This is a genomic window from Halomonas sp. ALS9, from assembly GCF_001651035.1.
Lineage (GTDB): Bacteria > Pseudomonadota > Gammaproteobacteria > Pseudomonadales > Halomonadaceae > Vreelandella.
Genome location: NZ_LXRG01000054.1, coordinates 215,448 through 235,262, shown reverse-complemented (window position 1 = coordinate 235,262; position 19,815 = coordinate 215,448). Strand labels below are relative to the sequence as shown.

The 19,815-nt window shown below is 49.1% G+C and carries 14 protein-coding genes and 1 pseudogene; 9 read left to right on the top strand and 6 right to left on the bottom strand.

Annotation, left to right across the window (positions count from 1 at the left end):
• The first annotated feature begins 10 nt into the window (after nt 1–10).
• From A6R74_RS22605 to A6R74_RS02595, 6 genes are all read left to right on the top strand, one after another.
• Entirely contained in the window at nt 11–994 is a 984-nt protein-coding gene (locus A6R74_RS22605) for a hypothetical protein (protein ID WP_125410276.1), read from the top strand.
• 1,493 nt (nt 995–2,487) lie between these two features.
• Nucleotides 2,488–3,177, top strand: coding sequence for a hypothetical protein (locus A6R74_RS02620; RefSeq protein ID WP_125410275.1), 690 nt, complete (start codon nt 2,488–2,490; stop codon nt 3,175–3,177).
• A gap of 112 nt (nt 3,178–3,289) precedes the next feature.
• On the top strand, nt 3,290–3,598 hold the full coding sequence (locus A6R74_RS02615) for a hypothetical protein (RefSeq protein WP_064232910.1): 309 nt from the start codon (nt 3,290–3,292) through the stop codon (nt 3,596–3,598).
• Nucleotides 3,599–3,927: 329 nt separating this feature from the next.
• The gene (locus tag A6R74_RS02605) at nt 3,928–6,732 is read left to right on the top strand and encodes a hypothetical protein (RefSeq protein WP_064232908.1); all 2,805 of its coding nucleotides are present in this window, start codon (nt 3,928–3,930) and stop codon (nt 6,730–6,732) included.
• A gap of 730 nt (nt 6,733–7,462) precedes the next feature.
• The gene (locus A6R74_RS02600; RefSeq protein ID WP_064232907.1) at nt 7,463–8,197 is read left to right on the top strand and encodes a hypothetical protein; all 735 of its coding nucleotides are present in this window, start codon (nt 7,463–7,465) and stop codon (nt 8,195–8,197) included.
• A complete protein-coding gene (locus A6R74_RS02595) occupies nt 8,194–8,496 on the top strand; it encodes a hypothetical protein (RefSeq protein ID WP_064232906.1) in 303 nt (100 codons plus the stop codon). Before A6R74_RS02600 ends, A6R74_RS02595 begins: the two co-directional genes overlap by 4 nt.
• A gap of 59 nt (nt 8,497–8,555) precedes the next feature.
• Here the strand turns inward: A6R74_RS02595 and A6R74_RS02590 are convergent, their stop codons facing one another.
• The 5 genes from A6R74_RS02590 to A6R74_RS02570 form a co-directional block, all read right to left on the bottom strand.
• Nucleotides 8,556–9,218, bottom strand: coding sequence for a hypothetical protein (locus A6R74_RS02590; protein WP_064232905.1), 663 nt, complete (start codon nt 9,216–9,218; stop codon nt 8,556–8,558).
• A 246-nt stretch (nt 9,219–9,464) separates the two neighbouring features.
• Nucleotides 9,465–9,968 carry an opioid growth factor receptor-related protein gene (locus tag A6R74_RS02585; protein WP_064232904.1) on the bottom strand — a complete coding sequence of 168 codons (504 nt, stop codon included), beginning with the start codon at nt 9,966–9,968 and terminating at the stop codon, nt 9,465–9,467.
• An 8-nt stretch (nt 9,969–9,976) separates the two neighbouring features.
• Entirely contained in the window at nt 9,977–10,483 is a 507-nt protein-coding gene (locus A6R74_RS02580) for a gamma-glutamylcyclotransferase family protein (protein WP_064232903.1), read from the bottom strand.
• A 30-nt stretch (nt 10,484–10,513) separates the two neighbouring features.
• Nucleotides 10,514–11,539, bottom strand: coding sequence for a helix-turn-helix transcriptional regulator (locus A6R74_RS02575; RefSeq protein ID WP_064232902.1), 1,026 nt, complete (start codon nt 11,537–11,539; stop codon nt 10,514–10,516).
• Between the two features lie 60 nt (nt 11,540–11,599).
• The gene (locus A6R74_RS02570) at nt 11,600–12,205 is read right to left on the bottom strand and encodes a DUF2201 family putative metallopeptidase (protein ID WP_240488145.1); all 606 of its coding nucleotides are present in this window, start codon (nt 12,203–12,205) and stop codon (nt 11,600–11,602) included.
• A 553-nt stretch (nt 12,206–12,758) separates the two neighbouring features.
• On the opposite strand from A6R74_RS02570, the gene A6R74_RS02565 reads away from it, so the two are divergent.
• The 3 genes from A6R74_RS02565 to A6R74_RS02555 are packed head-to-tail and all read left to right on the top strand — an operon-like array spanning nt 12,759 to nt 19,153.
• Complete coding sequence (locus tag A6R74_RS02565) at nt 12,759–13,988, top strand: DUF6361 family protein (protein ID WP_064232901.1); 1,230 nt, start codon at nt 12,759–12,761, stop codon at nt 13,986–13,988.
• Entirely contained in the window at nt 13,982–15,778 is a 1,797-nt protein-coding gene (locus A6R74_RS02560; protein ID WP_064232900.1) for a hypothetical protein, read from the top strand. Before A6R74_RS02565 ends, A6R74_RS02560 begins: the two co-directional genes overlap by 7 nt.
• 15 nt (nt 15,779–15,793) lie before the next feature.
• Nucleotides 15,794–19,153: a helicase-related protein gene (locus A6R74_RS02555; protein ID WP_064232899.1), complete on the top strand. Its 3,360-nt coding sequence runs from the start codon at nt 15,794–15,796 to the stop codon at nt 19,151–19,153.
• 90 nt (nt 19,154–19,243) lie between these two features.
• Here the strand turns inward: A6R74_RS02555 and A6R74_RS23820 are convergent.
• A pseudogene (locus A6R74_RS23820) lies at nt 19,244–19,619 on the bottom strand (IS1380 family transposase); the annotation flags it as partial.
• Nucleotides 19,620–19,815 lie beyond the last annotated feature (196 nt).

The window sequence follows — 19,815 nt, the reverse complement described above, 5'->3', positions numbered from 1 at the left end:
GGTGATTATGATGATGGGATTACTTTGGAGAATAAATACATCATTGCTTCTAGCACTTTTTTTATCAGGTTGTGACATTTTTCCAGTGAATTCAGGGGTTCTTGAAGGACGTGTTTGGTGCGACGTCCGATATCTTGATTTAGTACCTAAACATCAAGAATACCATGCAAGTATAAGTAATATTGATAATGACAGTGATTATGCCTCTTTCAGGAAAAGATTGAGGCTTTCAAAAGCTGGATATATGTATGTCGTAGCAGCAACATTACCACTACAAAATAATGACGTTAATATAAGATATCATTTTGACAGGCCTGAGCGGCTTAGAGAAATATATGATTTAAGACGATATAGTGTTAATGGTTTCGAAGCAATGACATTTATATTATATGACGAAAATAATATACCAATAAAAACTGTTATTTCATTTGGTGGGTCAAATCAGATTAGGGACTATCTTTTACATAATTTTTGGATTCTTCCTGTTCAATATGATGACGCTCGTAACTATGTTCAAGAGGTTAGTCGCCATCCTGATACATTAGAACTCCCCATTGTTGCTGTAGGAATTTCACTTGGAGGTGGACTAGCCGTACATGTAAAGAAACAAGATGTAACTGGTCTAGTTGAGGAAGCATGGGCATTCAATTCTAGCCCTCGTGCAGGTGCTAATGGTTCGCAGAATAGCGATATCCATCTGCTTGCAAACAAGCGCGAAATACTTAATCTTTTTCCACGTACGAGGTTGGGTGCACTTCCACAAAATACAGATACTAATTTTGATCTTATAAATTCAAGTTCAATTTACGCTCATTATAGATGGGTTCTTGCTCGTCAGATATTACATTATGCTGATCTGGCTATTTATTTTGATGCTGAAAATCCTGAAGCACTTACAGAGCCAATGAAAATTTTACAGTCTCAAAAAATATCAGGTGATATATGTTCAGAGAATTTGAGAGACCAAATATCAAGAGAAAGAGCGAAAACCTAAAGACGGTAAATACACCTATGACCTTTATCATCAGCTAAGATTACAATGTAACTAGTAGATATTCATAGAGAAAATTATCCATTCTGATAGAGTATTACAGTCATTATGGCCATTAAACTCACAGTGCCGTAAAGTTTGGTGGGTAGAATCTCAGGGAGTCTGGCTGTTTATAAGTCTGATAATCTTACTTAGCATAGGTTGGGCCGTTGGCAGTTTTTACAACCGAAAACTTTTTCACCATGCGCAAAAGGCAAAGTACCGCAGAGCAGTGGTGTAATAGTAAAGCTGCCATCTTGATAGAATCTGGCCAGATGTATTGCGGCTTGGGGTTTTATTTTTCTCTATACGATAAGCCTCTATGACAACGTATTGCTCTACGTAGGGTTTGCTTTTTGAAAGGAGGGTAAAAGCAGAAATAGCCATGTTCTTCACCAAGTTTACGCCTCACGGCGTGAATATGAGTTTCGATTTTAGCGAAGTCACTCTCGTTTGCAAGCTGTGTTGGCAGGACTGCGCTAAAAGCGCCTACTTTGGATGCGATTGCGGTCACACATAGCTATGTGCCTAGATTGTGTCAGAGGCTTGCCATCTTATGTGTTTGGCTGCCCAAAATTGAGATTTTTTGCTGTTCGTTACACACTTCGACTAGTGTTTTAAGTATTAGATATCAATAATTTATGGTCGGTTTTCTCTTGATGGGTAGGTCTTGAAAACAGGCGTAGGTTAATAACCTAGCCAGGAGTATTTTCTTCCTTACGATTGCATTATCAGTGCAATGCATGTGTATGACGTTGATCATTCTTAACTGAAAACTATCACGCAACTTGTTGATATTTATAGACCGAGTTGGCCGTATTGGCTGGCGATAAATAGTCATGGTATTCGTTAATAATCAATTAGTTAAATGAAAAGGCGCGCGATAATGGGGTTGCAAAGGTCGCAGGTTCGAATCCTGTCGCTCCGACCAAAAAAGATATATAAAACGGTCACTTAGCTAATTGCTACGGTGGCCGTTTTTGTTTGCTTAAACTTTAGGTAGCAAATAGGTAGCACGCGCTGGAAGCAGGTAGGGTCAACTGGCAACAACCGATCGCTTTTCTCTCAACGCTGCATCCCCAATAATAACCTAGGAATTAACTCTCATCAGTCGAAGAAAGACTCAACAGCTAAGCGCTGGTATAGGCGCTGTCTTTTCCGAATGAGGTTGCCAGCTTTCATCCTGCTGCTGGTGTGAGCATTTGAGCATGCTACTGGCCTAATTTGCTGGCTAGATCTGTGTGTCGTTGGCATGCCAGGAGCGTTCGGACGCAAGCATTGATACATAGCTCTGAAGAAGCTGGCGGCTGCGGGCCTTCTTTTTTGCTCTCCCTCGAAGAGTAAATATAAATGCATATACCAATCCATTTTTAGCTACTGAGTAGTTCCTTTCGTGAAGAAACGTAAAACTGATTTTTTGTTAGATAAGACTTTTAATTTTTTGGAATCAATTAGTTATGACGAATTTATTTAGCGGTTCAATTACTGTTTGGTCTAGTGAGGAAATTTCTCTTTTAATGGCAGGAGCTGATCTTTCTGATTTTAAAACGGGTATTAACTACCCATTAGGTCATTTCGACGCACAAAATTCAGCTTATATTCGTTTAGCGAGCGCTGCTCAGGAGGGGTGGATTCAAGTGCGCTGGGTGGAGGTTGCCGACCTGAATGAGGAGGGGGAAGTAAATCGTGATGATGCTACTGGGTTATTTAAATGGTTAACATTGCCTGATGATAATGAGGCTTGGAAGAGCTATTGGTTCGGCCATATTCGGTTCGGTGTGCATTGGCGAGAGATTAATCGGTGGCTTAAAGACGAATTTGGAGCCAGGGAGACAGATATACCTGAAGTGTTTCGCTTCCAGCCAGAGCCTGAAGAGAGTGAGTCACCATCACCAACCAAGCTTGTCGAAGCAAATAGCCAGAAAGGCCTACTGAAAAGTAAGAGACAAGGCAATGCAATACTCGCGACGCTTCGGGAAATGGGATATGAGCCTACTGGGTATCCAAAACAGAAAGATGGTCATAGTGGGGTCAAAGCAGATGTTAGAAACAAGTTGCTTTCCTCTCGTCGCGACCTATTTACAGAAAAGTCTTTTGATAATGCTTGGCAACGGCTTCGAAATGAAGGACATATCCACGAAAAATAACCGTGCCCCACTTAGGGTACCTTCGAAATAGGGTAGGGGGGATGCTTGTAGGGGGATAGGGTCACCCCCTCATGATATGTCGCGTCACCAGTAACTACAGGAAGACGCGACAATGAACACCTACGAACAATCTCATTTTGATCTTGTTACCAACGCCTTGGCCCGTTATCGCGAGGGTTGCAACCCTGCACTGATTGAACTTCCCGAAAAGGCCGTGTTCCCTGGCCTCATCAACGCACAACCTTCTACCGCTCGAAAATCCCGGACAACAGGCATTTTGCTAGGCCGCCCCGCTTTAAAATACGTCAAACATGGCCGCACTGTACGTTATCGTCTTAAAGACGTACTCGAATGGCTGGAGGCCGGTAAGGATTACAGCAACACCGCAGAGGTGGGGCTTGCCAAAAGGGTAGAGAAATGAGCCATTCCATAAATTTTGCTCAACTTAAAATTCGGCAGTTCAATATCAAGCGTGCCCAAGTTATCGCCGACACCCCTAGTCAAGAGATTTTACGTGCTGCTGATCCTGCTACAGTCAAGAACCGTAACGCGCGTCGACTGATCCAAAAAGCTCAGAGTAAGGGTAAAAGTAAAAGAGGGGGTCAGTGATGCTAGCTTTCTCTACCTTTTTAAGTCTTGTTTTTCCATGTTGGGCGCGGCCCGGCAAAGCATTGGCCTGCCATGAGTGTATGAGCAAAATCACTGAGCTTAAAGTTCACGACCTACAGGGTATCAAGAGAGTGCATCTTGATGATTAGCTCAGAAAATAGCCCCGCTGTGGGTGCAACCACTGGCGAGGCTCAAGGTAATACTTCACACGAAAACAATAGCGCCGTTAGCGCCTCCCTGACTATTATCACGTCAACAAAACCGGCGCGCTTAACCAAGAGTTATCAGCTAGCGGATGATGGTGAACTGCTGAAGGACACCGGCGGAGATATGGTACAGGGAAGAGCCGCCGTTTATAGCGTGGATAGTCTGGCGACATTTGCCCGCTTGCTGCAATCACTCAAGCCCAACCAAGCGTTGGTTTATGGGCGCCCTGAGCGGCGGAATACCAGGCTTGTATCCAAGAGTCGCTGGCTGGAGTCGGGCCGCCCTGATGATCCGATACCCCGGAGTAAGGAGCACTTTTCATGGCCTGCTGGCGCTGGCATGATGATGGCGGACTATGACCCCGGTACGACCTCGGAGGCGCTTTCCTGTGTTGATTTGATGGAGTGCCTTCATGCTGCCTTGCCTGCGTTAGCTGACGTTGCCGCTTTGTGGTGGCCTTCATCGTCTAGCCATATTGTGAATAACGAAACTGGAGACGATTTAACCGGCCTCCGTGGTCAACGGCTGTACTGGCTTGCACTGGATGCCCGCGATATTGAGCGGGCTGGTAGGGCCCTGCAAGTGTATTTTTGGGCTGCTGGCCATGGCTGGGTAGATGTGGGTGCCGCTGGCCAACGCCTAAAGCGTACCTTGCTGGATGCGAGTGTCTGGCAGTCTAACCGGCTTGACTTTGCCGCCGGTGCTGAGTGCTTCCCACCTCTGGTGCAACAACGCGGTGAGCCGGTACTCGTCGGTGGTGCGGTGGCTGTGCTGGATACTCAAGCGGTCATTCCCGACCCTGATCCCGTCACCTTGGCCGCTGCTGAAAAGAACAAGGTTGCGGCGATGCTTGCTGCCAAGCTTGAAGCCGATACGGTGCAGGCTGACTATATCGAGGCACGCGCCAGAGAAATGGTAGGCAGCGCTGCTAGCGATGAAACGCTAGAACAGAGCCGGGAAACCGTTAGGCGTGCCCTGAATAACAATGTATTGGCTGGGGACTTCCCCATCATGTTGGTGGATGAGAATGGTAGCAAGCAAGTGCTTACCGTTGGGGATGTGTTGGATAATCCCGAGCGCTATCACAACTTCCTGACGCTTGACCCTATCGAACCGGAATACCAAGGCGGTAAGACGGTGGGTAAGCTGTACTTGATGAGCGCCCACCCAAGTCTGTATTCGTTTTCTCATGGTGGCAAAACCTACAAGCTAAGTAGGCCGCCCGTCCGAGTGGAATTAGTCAAAGGACGAACTTTTGATGTGGTAGAACAGGTGCTTGTGCTAATGCGTCGTGCACCTGATGTCTACGACTTTGGCGGCCCGTTGGTGACCGCAACCGATGGTCGCGTTTACCCGTTGGATGAACATGCCCTGAAGCACTGGCTAGGTGGCTCTACGCAATTCTGGCGCTGGCATAAACTCAAAAACGGGGAGCATGTGGAAGTGTTGGAAGATCCCCCTGTAAGTGTAGCCAAGATCCTGCTATCGCTTGGTGAGCGTCGCGCCCTAAAGAGACTAAACGCTATTATCACTGCGCCTACCTTACGCATTGATGGCTCGCTGTTGAACCTCCCCGGCTTTGATGAGGCTACCGGGTTGCTGCTGGAAATTCACAGCGAAGAAATGCACCCAGTTCCCACGCACCCAACAGGGGACGAGGTTGGAACGGCACTAAAGCGCTTGATGATGCCGTTTACTGACTTCCCGCTAGTAGGTGCCGTGGATAGAGGTGTTTTGCTTGCTGCTTTGCTAACGGCTGCTGTTCGTCCTGTACTGCCCACCGCTCCCGCTGTTGGCTTTGATGCCCCCGCTCAGGGAAGCGGTAAGACTTTGCTGGCTAAGTGCGTGGCTGTACTAGCGCTTGGGGAGGTGCCCACTATATGGCCGCATACCCACGCCCGAGATGATGAAGAAATCCGTAAACGTATCATGACCATATTGATGACCGGCACCCGCGCGGTTATATGGGATAACGTCATTGGTGTATTTGATAGTGCTGCGCTGGCTGGCGCTTTGACTTCTGAAAACTACAGTGACCGCATACTAGGCAAAACAGGCAGCGCCAACGTACCTAACAAGGCGCTATGGCTGCTGACTGGCAATAATCTAACCTTAGCCGGGGACTTGCCGCGCCGCGTACTCAAGTGCCGTATAGACCCAGAGATGGATAGCCCTTTTGCCCGTCAATTCGACGTAGATCCTGAGGCGTATTGCCAACAGCACCGCCAGCGAATGATAGCCGATGCATTAACCGTTATTCGTGGCTGGCTAGCGTCTAACGATGCACCAGCGCCGGGTAAAATGGCGAGTTTTGAAGCATGGGACACGTTGGTAAGGCAAACGGTGGCATGGGTAGCCCGTCATGTTGACCCGTCAGGTCAGTATGCCGACCCAATGGAGGCCGTTAACGCTGCCCAAGCGGCTGATCCTGAGCAAGAGCAGTTAGACGCGTTGCTGTGCTCGCTTGCAGATGTGTTTGGTAGCGATCCCTTCACCGCGAAAGACGTGAAGAAGATTCATGACAACTACCATGATACTCAGCTTAGAGAGTTCTACTTGCCTGATCCAGAGCAGACCCTTGCAGAGGCTATAACGGAATTCAAAAACGCCAAGCACTTAACCACACGAGGTGTGGGTAGCGTCTTCAAGTATCGGGCTGACCGGGTTGTAAATGGTAAGCGACTACGCAAACGCAGCGGGCGGGGAGGCGTCGCTGCGTGGGTAATTGAGACTGTTTAGCATTCGGCGTTTAGAAAAGTTGCTTTGGTTAGTCTGGTGAGTTTGTTTTCTACCGCCATGAAATAGGCATCTCAGAAATTCTGATAGATACCTAAGGCATAACAGGGGAAATCCAACCAACCAGACCAACCAGAGCCACGCGTAGGTCGAGATTAGGTGACAACTATAATTTATCAATCTACAAGCTATCGTCGGCGAACGTCAGCGTAGGGAGGTTATGTTGACCCGTATTCTCACACGGCGGTATCAGTAGCGGCATGGCTAGCGCATAGGCTGCCGGTAATATTGATGAGAGTGACACTGCCTCTAGACTGGCCGTACTTGAAACACGCGAAACTAGAAACGTCCGATATTCTCCGTCAACAAAGGATGAATGCCTTATGGGCGAAGTTCTTGAACTGCAGAAGGCTAGTTCTGAAGCTATCCATTAACTCGCAAGCTATTTATTGGCTAGCAAAAGCGAAGTAACAGGTTGAGTTGCTGAAAAATTAGCGAGCTTGCCGCGCTTACCCAATGGAATCTTCGGATAGCACTGGACTTGAGCTAACTGAAGTTACCTAAATTCGTATAACCCATTTTTGGAGTTAGTCATGAGGCAGCGAAGCATCCATACTAACCATGTTTATATAGCAATAATATATTGATTATTAAGTATAAAATTTATTAATAATTGATTTGAAATACGAGCCGCTATAGAATGTTACAAATAGTTACATTGTAAGGAGCTGCCGTGAGTAAGAAGCGCCAGGTGAAGCTAAACTCCCGCGGTGAACACCCGGCCAGCTTAGCGAATCTGCTGCCTGCTGGCCCGGGTAACCAGCGAGCACGTAAACATGGCGCCTATGCTCGGTATCATCCAACAGAGATCATTGAACGAGTTGCTCCAGCCACCTCTTCACCTGAGCGCATTGAGGCTTTGATTGAGCTAGAAGAGGCGCGCCTTCACTCCGTTTTACAAGAAAAGGTTCGCTGGGATGCTCGCTGTGAATACGATGAGCTGGTCTCGGTTGACTTAATTCTTACCGAAATTCGTACTGGCAGTGATGGTAAGGCAACCAAACGTGAGCGCCCCGACTTCGAACGACTCATTGACCGATCGATGGGCCGAATCAGTGCCCTGGTAGACCAGAAAGAACGATTGATCGTTCTGCCCGCTCATGTCGCTATCCAGACCGCAGCACTGCTTGATAAAGCGGAGGATGCGGGGATGCGCGCGATTGAGTGCGCTGAGCTTTTCGAGCGTGAAGGGCTTGCCGTACCGCTATCGGTACAGCAGCGCGTCCGGGCTGAGCTTTCCATGATGGAGCCACCGGAGCCTGAAGGCGGCATAACCGATGAGGAGCTGGAGCGGCTATCAGTCGAATACGAAGCTCAGGCTGCCCTGGAGCCAGACTGGCTAATAGAGCGACAGCAGCAAATGAAAGAAATACACGATCAGAGCAATAAGGAGCAGACCGCCCAATGATTACTCCCAGCTATACCCTAAAGCAAAATCAAGAGCTCAACGAGTTGGAGGCCAAGTATGGCTTCCCAGATCTAATCGTCGCCAGTGTTGATTCCGATATCTCAGCAACCCTGACGCCATTACAGCGCCAGCACGCAACTAACTGGCGAAGCATTGCGAATCAACGCTTCGGTGAAGAGCTAAAGGCCCAACTGGGTCGCCAATCAACCTTAGAGGAACTGGCTAACCGCTTGTCGCTATCCATAGCCATTAATCAGTTCCGCAATGACTGTACAACTTTACCAAAGAGCAGTAGCTGACTGTCATATTGATATTGCGAATTGATTCAGACTGCTAATGTAGAAGCTGCCATCGTAATTCATCGGTCTGTTCTTTTGTCATTCCAGAATCCAGAGATAAGATCTATAAATCGTTCTTTGCTGCTAATTTTGTTTTGCTTTCGGTTCCACCAAGGGCTTGCCGGGTGGTGGAAGCTCACGGATCGATGGTTAAGGCGTTTACTCAGAGCTCTTTTCGCTTTAGTTGATACGAAGACAACGTACTCTGGCTGCAGCGCCTCAATTACTTGGTTGATAGTATCTGCAGCGATCTCAATATCCTGATTCGTGGTTTTGATTGATACGCCGGTTTTGGCAGGCCGCTGAAAAGCGTTCATAAACGCAGTTTGCCGGAAAACACTGTCGTTTGCTGGCAGGCCTGCTTTTAGTAGGGCGGATTCAAGGTGGCGATAGATAGCATGCCCCTTTGCTTGCCAGCCTTTCAGGGGTTTATTCAGAATTCCCCTGGTGTGTATCCATCGCTGTTCTTTAGATGTCAATTTGTCCTCGTTGCTTGAGTACCAGCTCTCAGCGTTAATATGCACAGTACTTTCTGATGGCAAGTAGTGACTTTCAGCAATTAACAGAATTCGAGGGCCGACAGTCCCATAATCGGAGCCTACAAAGGGCTTAAGCAGTGGGTAACGCTGATAGATGTCTATGCAGTGCAGTTTGTCATCAAATACTTCTGTGTAGTAATTCATAATTCATCAGATCCAAAGTTTAGATATCGCTCCCGTCTGTTCCAGCAACAGTTCGATAACCGTTGTCGGCTTGTCTGGGGAGTACTTGTAGCGTTGCGGGGGTGTGCTCAGAATACGCAGCTGCGAACGCGCCCCTTCGCGTACTTGCACAAACGAGGGGGCTTGGGTAGCTTCTCGTCGTTTTCTAAGGCGGCCATTTCAGTCGGTTATCGGTAAAGAACTAGGGTTTTAGTAGGTTAAGCTAATTTAAATGGCATCCTGCCAAAACTGCACTGACGTTTCCGATACTATGCCGTCCTTAGCACCAATCTCGATAACGGCCTGCTGAAAAGCCTGAGCTAGCTCTAGCTGGTGACACAGCGCTAATGAACGAATGATGCGCGTAATTCGCAAGTGGTTGTGGCCGTTGGCTTTTAACCAAATATGGGACTGGATGGATAGGGTAGGTTGTGAGGAAATGGCTTTGCTTTCGCGCGCAAGGCCAAAAAAGTTCAACATCACGTCAAGAGAGCGCTGCTGGTGCTGGCGTAACAGAAGATCCCTCTCAAACGCTGCTTGTACCTCTGAGGTTAGCAGTGGCGCAAAGGCGTTAAAGCGGCCTGCTTCGGGGATGGGAAACAGCCATTGAATATAGTCATGAGTGTGTTCCAGCCAGAAGGGCGAGAGCGCCCAGATCTCGCTGAGATAGCGGCCTTTATGGTCGACCCCATCGCCACGATGAAATGCGATTAAGCGAGCGTCATTAGCCATCATGCCCCTCAAACCAAAAGTTCATCGAAACCATGCAATGCCATTTCGCGTGCATGGCGTTCAGTGTCTGGATCGTGAAGTGCCGCGATACGCTCTAGTGCGCGCACATAGGCTGCCGGTAAGCCGTGTTCTCGTGCACCTGCTAACACATGGTGCTTGTACCACGTATAGGGGAGCATGCCGGTAGAAGTAATTTTGCCCACATACGCTTGAACTTCAAATTGCCCTTCACCCTCAAGGTCAGTGACTGTCAGCCAAGTTTCATCGTAGGCAACACCAAGACCTTCGTAACCATCCAGTGTCGGTTTATGAGGCGATGCTACCTCCCAGACAACTCCATAGACAGTTGACTGATCGGATGCCGGTACAATATCGCACTTGCCCGAGCAATCCCCTCCACGCTGGTGAAAGGCAAGACGATAGGCAGGCAGCATCGCCGTAGTCACAAACCTTGCCGGAATCCGCGCGGCCAAGCGCTGAGTCGACATGTTAGAGCCATAAACAAAACAGAGCATAGCTATCTCCTTTATAAGTGTCATGGCTTTTTAAGCTGTCGTGACTGAGTCTTGGTATTGGGCAAGCACCTGTTTGGCGTTTGCTTTAAGCGTGTCACGCCATGCGGCTGGTGCGATCACCTTGACGTTCGCCCCCATGCCCATTAGCCACCACAGAGTTTGCTGGTCATCAGGCACGCAGGCAGTGAGGCGGTGCCACTTGCTATCGGGGAGCGCTTCGATCGTTTGTGTATCGGCAATAGGTGTCTCGCTCAATAACCAGGCAACCGGGCGCGTGATCTCTGCCTCAAGGGTGACGTCACCCGGTCCTTGCCGATAACCAAAGGCACCGCCCTGAATATAGGCATCAATATTGAATGCCTCTGTTGCCTGCCATTTCATATCGCTCAAGGCCACTTGCTTGACTCGATGTAGCGCAAACTGGCGCAAGTCACTGAAGCCTTCCACTTGGGCGAGGAGGTACGTCGCGCTGTGGCGACTGACAATGCCTTGTGGGTGAAGGGTAAAGTGCTTTTTCGTCTCGCTAGTGCGCGACAGGTAGGTCACATCAATAGCTTTCTGCTCTAGCAGCGCTTGGGCGACCGTTTGCCAAGTGGCTTCCTCAAGCTCAGCGGGAATTAACGCCATCCCATTAGGGATAGCGCGCACCTTACGTGCCCATTGGCTCAGCCCGTTTGAAGCAAGTTCATCTAGTAGACGCCGGGCATCGGTAAAGTGGGATGAAAGTTGTCCCACCACGACAGGCGGCAGTAAGCCTTTCAAATACTCTTCAGCCAGTACCAGTGTTAACGCACTGGGCACATCCAGTGCTGGTAAATGACATTGAAAGTCGCGATCAAAATACCAGCTATAAGGCTTCTGAGTGTCATCGCAGCTAATGGGAAACTGTGTAGAGAGCTTCTGGCTCAGGTCCCGCTGTAGCGAGCGTACGTCAATATTAACCCCCCGCTCAGCGAGTTTTTCTTTCAGTACTGGGGTGGAAATGCGTCCAGGATAGCGGGGAATTAACTGCAGAAGCGTCAAGTAGCGAAAGAGTGTATCGCGAGCATCAGACATAGATTTGCTAACCCTGGGCGTGATAATGAAAACATACAAGCTTAACGTGACTCACAAAACTTAGCGACTCTCTCGGGCAGGGCGCCTGTCTCCCGGGCGATCAAATGCGCTCGGTGCCGACAGCCATAGCGAAACCATGCGCTGATCTGGAGTGGCGTTGGGAAGGTGCCACCATAGCGCCGCGGGGTGAATGTCGGTGGCCACTTCCAGTGAGGTGTCGGGGTGTCCTTCAAGCCAGCGATACACATCGATAGCGCTGCGGCCAACGCATACGGGAAATAGCAACGAATTCAAAGGCAGCGGTATGCCGAGAGCCAGCAGCAGCGCATTGACTTCATGGTCACACGCTAGGTGCCAACGATGTCGATCAGCCACGAGCGGGGCGGTTAAATGGCCAGCCACGCAATGCCAGATGAGATGGGCATGCAAAAAGCGTCGAGACTCATCAGAGAGGCTGGCGCTATAACGAGGGCAAAAATAGAGATGTCTGCCATCCGTGCTTGCCGTGGCTATTTGCTGATGCAGTACAGGAGTTAGAATTAAAAAATTGCTGAGCATCTCCATAACTGGGAGTGTTTCTGCCCAATAGGCGCGATCCGCCTGCCACTTCGCTAATTCTTGCTGTGCATCTGCGGTTGCTGAAGCTGAACTTACCAACATATCCATACCGTACCTTCCCTGAAGGGTTAGGTGTCATAAGCTACGGTATGGGTGCGACAACTTAAGCCGCATAAAGGAAAAGAATACTTATGACTGTTCGGGTAACCAGTTTTGTATGAGGTGCTGAGCTTCCCATGATGGTTCGCGTTTCGCAAAAAGCGTGCTTGGCTCAGTTCCCAGCGATGGATTTTCTTAAATCAATTATTTAGATGCAGGTTATAAAATATGGGGCTGAGGGCGGGATGCTAACGAGCATTATAATTCTAGCCATGTTTCAAGCAAATTCGGAGATAGGCCTTCATGCCGAGCTGGCTTATTTCGCATTTACATTGACTGCAGAATTAATGGGAATGGCTGACGTAAGAAGAATCTGATATCTCGCGGTTCTTTAAGTCAAGAAACTTTCAATGCGGCGAATTCAGAAGGCGTGATGGCGGTCGCATTCCACCGGCAACACACGTTAAATTAGGTATCGAAAAGTGCCTGCAGAATGGTAATCCCTCCATTTTTATTTGGCTTTGGTACTGATAGATTCAAGAGCGCAAAACCGAGGTAAATTATGAGCAGTATTGGCTGGGTGGACTTCTCATCCACTGACAGGGAAAAAGTGTCGCAGGTTCTGGCGATGCTGCAGGAACCGGGAACTTTGGATGAGTTGGGAATAGGCCAAATTCGTGATGCTTTTGCCGATCAATTGTTTCCGGGATTCTCCACGATTCAGACCCGTGCTAAATACTTTATCACGGTGCCCCGAATTATCCGTGATTACCTCACTCTGGATGTGCGAATACAGCGCAGAACCTCACTCAGGGAGTATCTGGAATCGCAAGAGAATGAGCTCGTCGAACTTTTGGTAAAGAGGCACGATTCAACTGAGAGAGGCATTATCGGTTCGGAGATGGTCGGGAGCGAACAAGGAGTAGCCCGAAAGCCGTCATCGGTCTATTGGAATGGCCTTCGGCAGTTCGGAATTGTGAATACCTCAAAATCCCTTGCAGAGTTTTCCAGAGAGATTGGTCAAGCTAAGTCAGCTCCCCGTACTGGAGGACATGAGGAAGATGATCCAGATGCGGTAACGCACCGTTCCGTAGTGCATCTGGATGTTTTTGAGTCGGACTGGATGAGCGATGCCTCGATTCACTTATCCGAGTCCGAAGCTCGATTTCTAATCGACAAGCTGACCCATACCCCGGCCATCCGGAACAGTGTCGTATCCCAGTTTCTAATTCATGATTTAGCCAAAGAGCTAGTTGACGATGGTGCAGGGGCTCTTACATTTCCTGAGCTTGTTGCCTGGATGAAAGGGAGGGCAGAAGTCTCTCAACCTTGCCAGCATACCCTTGAGCTGGCGGACGAGTTCAGTGATGCGATAAGAGGGGCGCATATCCGGTTCAATATACTGATTGCACGTAACTCTGGGAATGCGGCGCTGGAGGCTGAGCGAGAGGAGATTTTTTCGCATTGGCTTGAGCAAGCGAGAGAACGAAATCTATTCTCGGCTTCCAGAGTGGATGACTGGTTGCAGGCTGCAACTGCTGGCAGAAACCGGGTCAATATGAATGCCCGAGAATTTCTAGATAAGTGGCATGAGGCTATTTACCAGAAAAAACCTGTAAGCAGTCTGGATCGATTGGTTGAAGGTCGAGCACAGAAAAACAAAGGCCGTCGCTCAATTCTCCTGAAGAACCTGGGAGAAGCGCCGAATTGGCAAGGGATGGATTCATTGAGTTACCGCTGGCCGACAGTCAGGACCATCTTGAAAGATATTGTGCAGGGTGCTGAATGCTGAATCCAAAAACTGAACGAGTGGATTATGGCTTGGAGTTAAGGCCTCCGGAGGGATACGAGCTTGATTCTGCTATGGCCGCAACCTATACGCTCGACCTGGATGCACTTCTGTCCGTCCCCGTTGCTTTATGTTTCCACGATACCCTGGAAGGCGAAATTCAGGGCGAGCGCCTGGCTCTGTTGGAAGCAATTGGCCAGTTGAATAACCGTCTGAAGGTTTTTTATCAGGCAGGAAAAATAAAGCTACCTAGCTCCTACAATCGCCTGTTCGCGCTGCTGGAGCCTTGGTTGCAGCCGGTAATGCCAGGAAATGTGGCTTATTCCTCCTTCCACCCGAAGTTCTGGCTGCTTCGGTACACCGCCCCCAAACTTCCTGTTCGCTATCGCCTGATCGTGCTTTCTCGGAACCTGACATTCGATCGAAGTTGGGATCTGGCCGTATCGCTGGATGGAGAAGTGTCACGAGAATCGATTTACAGCGCCCACCAAGGTTGGGATGACCTGGTGAGAGATCTTCTACTGCAGGATACTTCTTTTGAGCCTGGCAAAGTCATCAGGAAGGAGCTTGGCCGGATCAACTGGTACCCACCTGAAAACTTTAGAGATCCTAGAATTCTTGCGGGTGGGCCGGAGTATGGTCAGCCACTAGATATGCTCAACTCGAATGATTCGATATTGGTTGTTTCACCATTTCTAAAGGATTCTATAGGTGGTATAGGGGCTTTGGATGAGTTTGCTCAAAGAGTACCGGTAGGTAGCCGCTGGTTGATCAGCCGTGGTGAAGAGCTTGATGCGATAGGACCTGAGAAGCTTGAGGGATGGTCGTGTTTTTCCATCAATAGTGATGTCGTTGAGGGTGAGGAGCGTCTGGAGCTGGGCACTGCCATGCAGAATCTTCACGCAAAGTTGATTGTTGTGGAACGGGGACAAACCTGTCACTGGCACTTGGGGTCTGCCAATTCGACCGCCGCTGCCTTAGGTACCGCAGGCCATGACCCACGCAATACTGAATTGATGGTCAGACTGACAGGTAAAAGCACTTTGATTGGGCCAGCCGCGTTGTTAGAGCAGTGGGTTAATAGAGATAATCCTGGCAATGGGTTGTTTGTGGAGCATCAGTTTGAAGAGCGATCAGAGAGTGAGGGCGAAACCGAGAGAAATTTGTTTCGCGTTCTCTCGTTTGATCTCATCAAGGCGAATTGGACATTGTATGCCAGGGAAGCAGAGAGCGATCCCACCCTTTTTGAGCTAGAGCTGCAGATAGATGAAATACCGACACTGCCAGAGAGTCTTTCGGTGGAAGTGGCCCTTTTGCCAGTGAAGGGATCAGATCGGTCTCTCGGTAGTGTCATCTGCTGGAAAAACTTGAATATAAACCAGCTCAGCGCGTTCCTGGCCGTAAAAATCACTTCACAGGCAAGTTCTGAAACCGAGCACCTGGTTATTCAGACTGCTTTGAATTTACCGCCGGGTACGGATCGTGAGCGGCGCATGATTGAACAACTGGTGGATACTGAAGATAAGTTTCTGAATTACATCCGTCTGCTCTTGCAGAGACATCCTGACAAAAACGAGTGGTTTGGCTTTGATAGCGCCAGTGGTCAGTTTGGAGCTTTGGCCACCTTGTTCGGTGACTCCCCGATTTTCGAGCAGTTGATGCTTGCCGCTGCCCGAGACACTGAGGCCCTTGAGAGAATTCAAAAAATGATCGACCGGCTTGAGGGGACGTCTGTGCCCGTTCCGGAACGGTTTGTTCAATTATGGCGGCATTTCGCTCCAAAAAAGCGCTAGGACTGGTGTTATTTTATGCATAAGGTTTTTGAGCAAATCGAAAAAACACTGGCCGGGCTGAAAGACTTTCAGCAAGCCTCGGTGAACCGGGTGGTTGAAAACTTCTTTTCAGCGGGGCACAGCGAGCGGGTTCTTGTGGCTGACGAAGTCGGTTTGGGCAAAACCATTGTCGCGAAGGGCGTAATCGCAAAGATGCTTCGCATGCAAATCAATCGCAGCCTGTTATCTGACGATGCTGAACACCCCCAGCAACCTTTTCGTGTGGCCTACATTTGTTCCAATCTAGCCTTGGCAAACGAGAATCGTAAAAAGCTGGCGGTGTTCAGTGAGGATCTTGCGAAGAAGTATGTCAGAGAGCCCTCGTTTGGTCGTTTGGTCGAGTTGGCAGCCAGAGAAAAGCATGGTGCCAATGGCCAGTTGCTTGAAGTCTGTTCACTGACACCCTCCACGTCGTTTTCAATCACAAACAGCGATGGCAACGTATGGGAACGGCAAATCCTCTTTCAGTGTTTGATGAACCACAACGCACTGAAACCGTGGCGATCGGTACTGGGTCGGCTGATGCGTAGTGAAGTCAAACAGAGCACATGGGATACCCGAGAGCGATGGTTTCAGGAGTGGTATGAGCTAAATGAAGAACTTGTAGATGAATTTTTAAGTGATCTTGAATCTGAAGTATCACTTTCAGAGGATCTTTCGGACTGGCTTGAGGTTTCCGGTTGCTCGTACATTGATGCGCTGGAGGCAATCGGTCGTCGATTATTTGGAGATGTGCCGGATGACTCAGAGGAAACCTGGAATGAGCTTTTAGGTGGCGTTGCCGGGGCAGCATCAGACATCCATTCAGCTTCCTTTTACCGGTTGCGCTCGGATCTGCGGACCAAGCTGGCTAAAACCTGTGCCCGACACATACGCGCCGATCTATTCATCTTGGATGAATTTCAGCGCTTCGATTCCCTCCTGGATATGTCGGCGGACTCGGAAAACGCTTTGATCGCCCAAGAGGTGTTCAAGCGTGATAATCCCGGGAAAATCCTTCTGTTATCGGCCACGCCTTTTAAGGCGCTGAGCCGGATCGAAGATGATGAAGTTGAAGCCTCTCACCAGGACGAATTACGTCACCTACTAACGTTTCTGATGAACTCGGATCAACAACGGCTTTCCGAGTATGAGGCGGCCAGGAAAGACCTGTTGGCCAAGATCCTAAGGCTTCGGGATGAGTCGTTTTCAGTCGAGGATCTCTCTAACGCCGAAAAACTGAGAGTGGAGCGGTCACTTGGGGATTTTATTGCCCGTACTGAGCGTGGACAGATCGGTGAAAACGTTGACTCGGTATTCAGATCTAAACGCCTGGATTGCGCGAAATATTTCAGCCACAGCGATATAAAATCATTCGTGGCAATGACCGGGCTGGCGGACACCGTCGATCAGGTATCTCAGGCAAGACATGGTCATCAACTTATGGAGTACTATAAATCGGCTCCTTGGGCGCTGTCTTTTCTCGGTGGCTATTCGTTCAGAGAAAGGCTGGAGCGAAATATGAAGAACTCCAAAGTCCGCTCTGCTCTTCGAGCATCGGCTCTGTGTTGGTTGCCTCGGGAACGTATTGCTAATTTCGGATTGAATCTTTCGAAAGATGCTCCAAACGCGAAAGTGCATGGTCTGGTAAACCGTGTTATGAAGGATAGAGTTGAGGAACTGCTATGGATTCCGCCCAGCGCACCTCATTACCCCTTGCTGGGGCCGTTCGAAGCGAATCCTAACTTCGCCAAAACCCTTCTTTTCTCGGCCTGGGCAATGGTTCCAAGGGCCTTGAGTGGGTTGCTGTCTTATGAGATGGAGAGGCGCCTCCAGAAAAGAAAGGGGAGTCGCCCCAAATATTTTGTCGAGGACAAGAAGCGGAGTGTGCCGCTCATTCGCCTTGAAGGTAAGAACGCGCTAACTGGGTGGTCACTGATTTATCCCTCGCGGGTGCTGGCTTCAGCACCGTTAGTCCATGGTGATACGACATTGGAAGAGCTTTTGGCCCAAAGGAGTGTGCAGTTCGGGGATATGCTGACAAACCTCCATCAATATGAGTCTGAAGGACCTGATGACCACAACTGGTATGTGTATGCTGGCATGTTGCTGGATCATGTCAGTGGTGAAAGTGATAAACTCGATGACTGGATGGATTGGCTACAGACCGAGCAGGCAAGCTTAAAGGATATAGGGCGGCGGAAACATCTGAAGGAGATTGCGGGCAGCTTGGAACAGCTCCTGGATGGGCAGAAAACGCTGGGTAAAATGCCAACTGACCTGGCGGATTATCTGGCTCTGCTTTCGGTCGCGGGGCCTGGGGTATGTGCGCTTCGTATGTTCTCAGGGCTTTGGGATATCGGGTCCTCAGACCAATTAAAAGCGGCGGTTGGCGTTGCTTTCGGGGCTCTTACTTTGTTCAACAAGCCAGAGTCTATTGCCGTCATCGAAAAGCAATCAGGCACTCGGGTAAAGAACTCCTCCCAGCTGAGCAGTATCTGGAAGTCTCGCAAAATCCTGGACTACTGCGCTCATGGCGGCTTCCAGGCCATGGTCGATGAATATGGTCACCTTTTGAAGGGTAGCGGTCTATCCGCTGGAGAGACGTCAGACAGATTTGCAGGCGTAATGGGCTTTCAAACCTCATCCGTGACCTTTCAGTACTTGGGCCACGCAGATGGCAAGCGTCATTTAATCCCTATGAATGCCTCGCTGCGATGTCATTTTGCTGTTCCATTGGGCATACAGAGCGCCACTGATGACAAACAGCAGGTTCGCGTTGAGCACATCCGGGATGGTTTCAACTCACCCTTCAAGCCCTTCATGCTTAATTCCACGTCCATTGGCCAGGAAGGCCTGGATTTTCACTGGTATTGCAACCGAGTGGTTCATTGGAACCTACCGTCGAACCCGATTGATATTGAACAAAGGGAAGGACGGGTGAACCGCTACAAGTCTTTAGTGGTTCGTCGTCGGGCAACTGAATATGCGCATTCTCACGGGTTAGACTTAAATCAGCCGGGGAATAGTGGTGATTACTGGGAGGCTTTGTTTTCAAAAATTGATCGGCTTTATGAAAATCGCAACAGTGATTTAACACCCTACTGGCATATTCCCTCGGGAACCGCCCAGATTGAAAGACTGGTTCCAATGATGCCCATGAGCCGCGAAGAATCGCGGTTGGATGAAGCCCTCAAGATTCTCTCGTTGTATCGACTCGCTTTTGGCCAGCCTCGTCAGGAGGAGCTATTGGGCAATCTTGTTAGGCGGAAGTTTTCTGAGGATGAATGGGGGAAGATTCGGAGCGCTTTGGTTATTAATTTGGCGCCTTTGAATCAGATAATATCCAGAAATTAACTGATACAGTAATGTTATCTACCTCAGTCGCGACGCAGGTTAAGATGTATCCGCAATTTAGAAATCTCATGGGGAAGTCACTTGTTCAATGCGAGGCTGTAGGGGGGGACGATCAAACTGTCGTATCAGATAGGGATGGTTTCGTAGCTGGCCTAGGTAACAAATGTCGTGTTCCTCCAGAGCTTCCAATGTCCTATTGTCAGTGAAGTCTGCGACAATACACACTCGTATTTTTGCGCCATTGATGTCGTGAGTCGACGTTCCAGATGCGGGAGACAAGTACCGGCAGGTTCGGCAGCATTATCTAACAGCTAGCCATCAACCATTTCGCCAGTTTTCGCCAACTACGTGACCAGTGGAGTAAATGCGGGTACCTGCAAGGCCATGGAAGGCTGAAACTCCATCTTGACCATGGAATTCAATGGGCTAGACCGTCGATATTCAGTTCCCGTTGTTCAGGACGTTTGTGGCTATAGCACCCTGCTCAGGAAAGAAGGAGGAATTGCAACGGCTGAATCGTGCATTTGACCGCCTCACGGTTATAGCCGTGTATGGGGGCCACCGTTTAAATACTCAGACATCAATTGCGCAAGGAAGATTGTTAACAAGCCTCTGTGTGATGTTAGATCTGTCCGGATATCGCTTTCATAGTTAGTCACAAA

What these genes read in the sequence shown, in the direction of transcription:
- A6R74_RS02555 (WP_064232899.1), top strand. Translation starts at nt 15,794, where the DNA reads ATGCATAAGGTTTTTGAGCAAATCGAAAAAACACTGGCCGGGCTGAAA.
- A6R74_RS02585 (WP_064232904.1), bottom strand. Translation starts at nt 9,968, where the DNA reads ATGGCTAATGACGCTCGCTTAATCGCATTTCATCGTGGCGATGGGGTC.
- A6R74_RS02620 (WP_125410275.1), top strand. Translation starts at nt 2,488, where the DNA reads ATGACGAATTTATTTAGCGGTTCAATTACTGTTTGGTCTAGTGAGGAA.
- A6R74_RS02615 (WP_064232910.1), top strand. Translation starts at nt 3,290, where the DNA reads ATGAACACCTACGAACAATCTCATTTTGATCTTGTTACCAACGCCTTG.
- A6R74_RS02565 (WP_064232901.1), top strand. Translation starts at nt 12,759, where the DNA reads ATGAGCAGTATTGGCTGGGTGGACTTCTCATCCACTGACAGGGAAAAA.
- A6R74_RS02575 (WP_064232902.1), bottom strand. Translation starts at nt 11,539, where the DNA reads ATGTCTGATGCTCGCGATACACTCTTTCGCTACTTGACGCTTCTGCAG.
- A6R74_RS02605 (WP_064232908.1), top strand. Translation starts at nt 3,928, where the DNA reads ATGATTAGCTCAGAAAATAGCCCCGCTGTGGGTGCAACCACTGGCGAG.
- A6R74_RS02580 (WP_064232903.1), bottom strand. Translation starts at nt 10,483, where the DNA reads ATGCTCTGTTTTGTTTATGGCTCTAACATGTCGACTCAGCGCTTGGCC.
- A6R74_RS02590 (WP_064232905.1), bottom strand. Translation starts at nt 9,218, where the DNA reads ATGAATTACTACACAGAAGTATTTGATGACAAACTGCACTGCATAGAC.
- A6R74_RS02570 (WP_240488145.1), bottom strand. Translation starts at nt 12,205, where the DNA reads ATGGATATGTTGGTAAGTTCAGCTTCAGCAACCGCAGATGCACAGCAA.
- A6R74_RS22605 (WP_125410276.1), top strand. Translation starts at nt 11, where the DNA reads ATGATGGGATTACTTTGGAGAATAAATACATCATTGCTTCTAGCACTT.
- A6R74_RS02595 (WP_064232906.1), top strand. Translation starts at nt 8,194, where the DNA reads ATGATTACTCCCAGCTATACCCTAAAGCAAAATCAAGAGCTCAACGAG.
- A6R74_RS02560 (WP_064232900.1), top strand. Translation starts at nt 13,982, where the DNA reads ATGCTGAATCCAAAAACTGAACGAGTGGATTATGGCTTGGAGTTAAGG.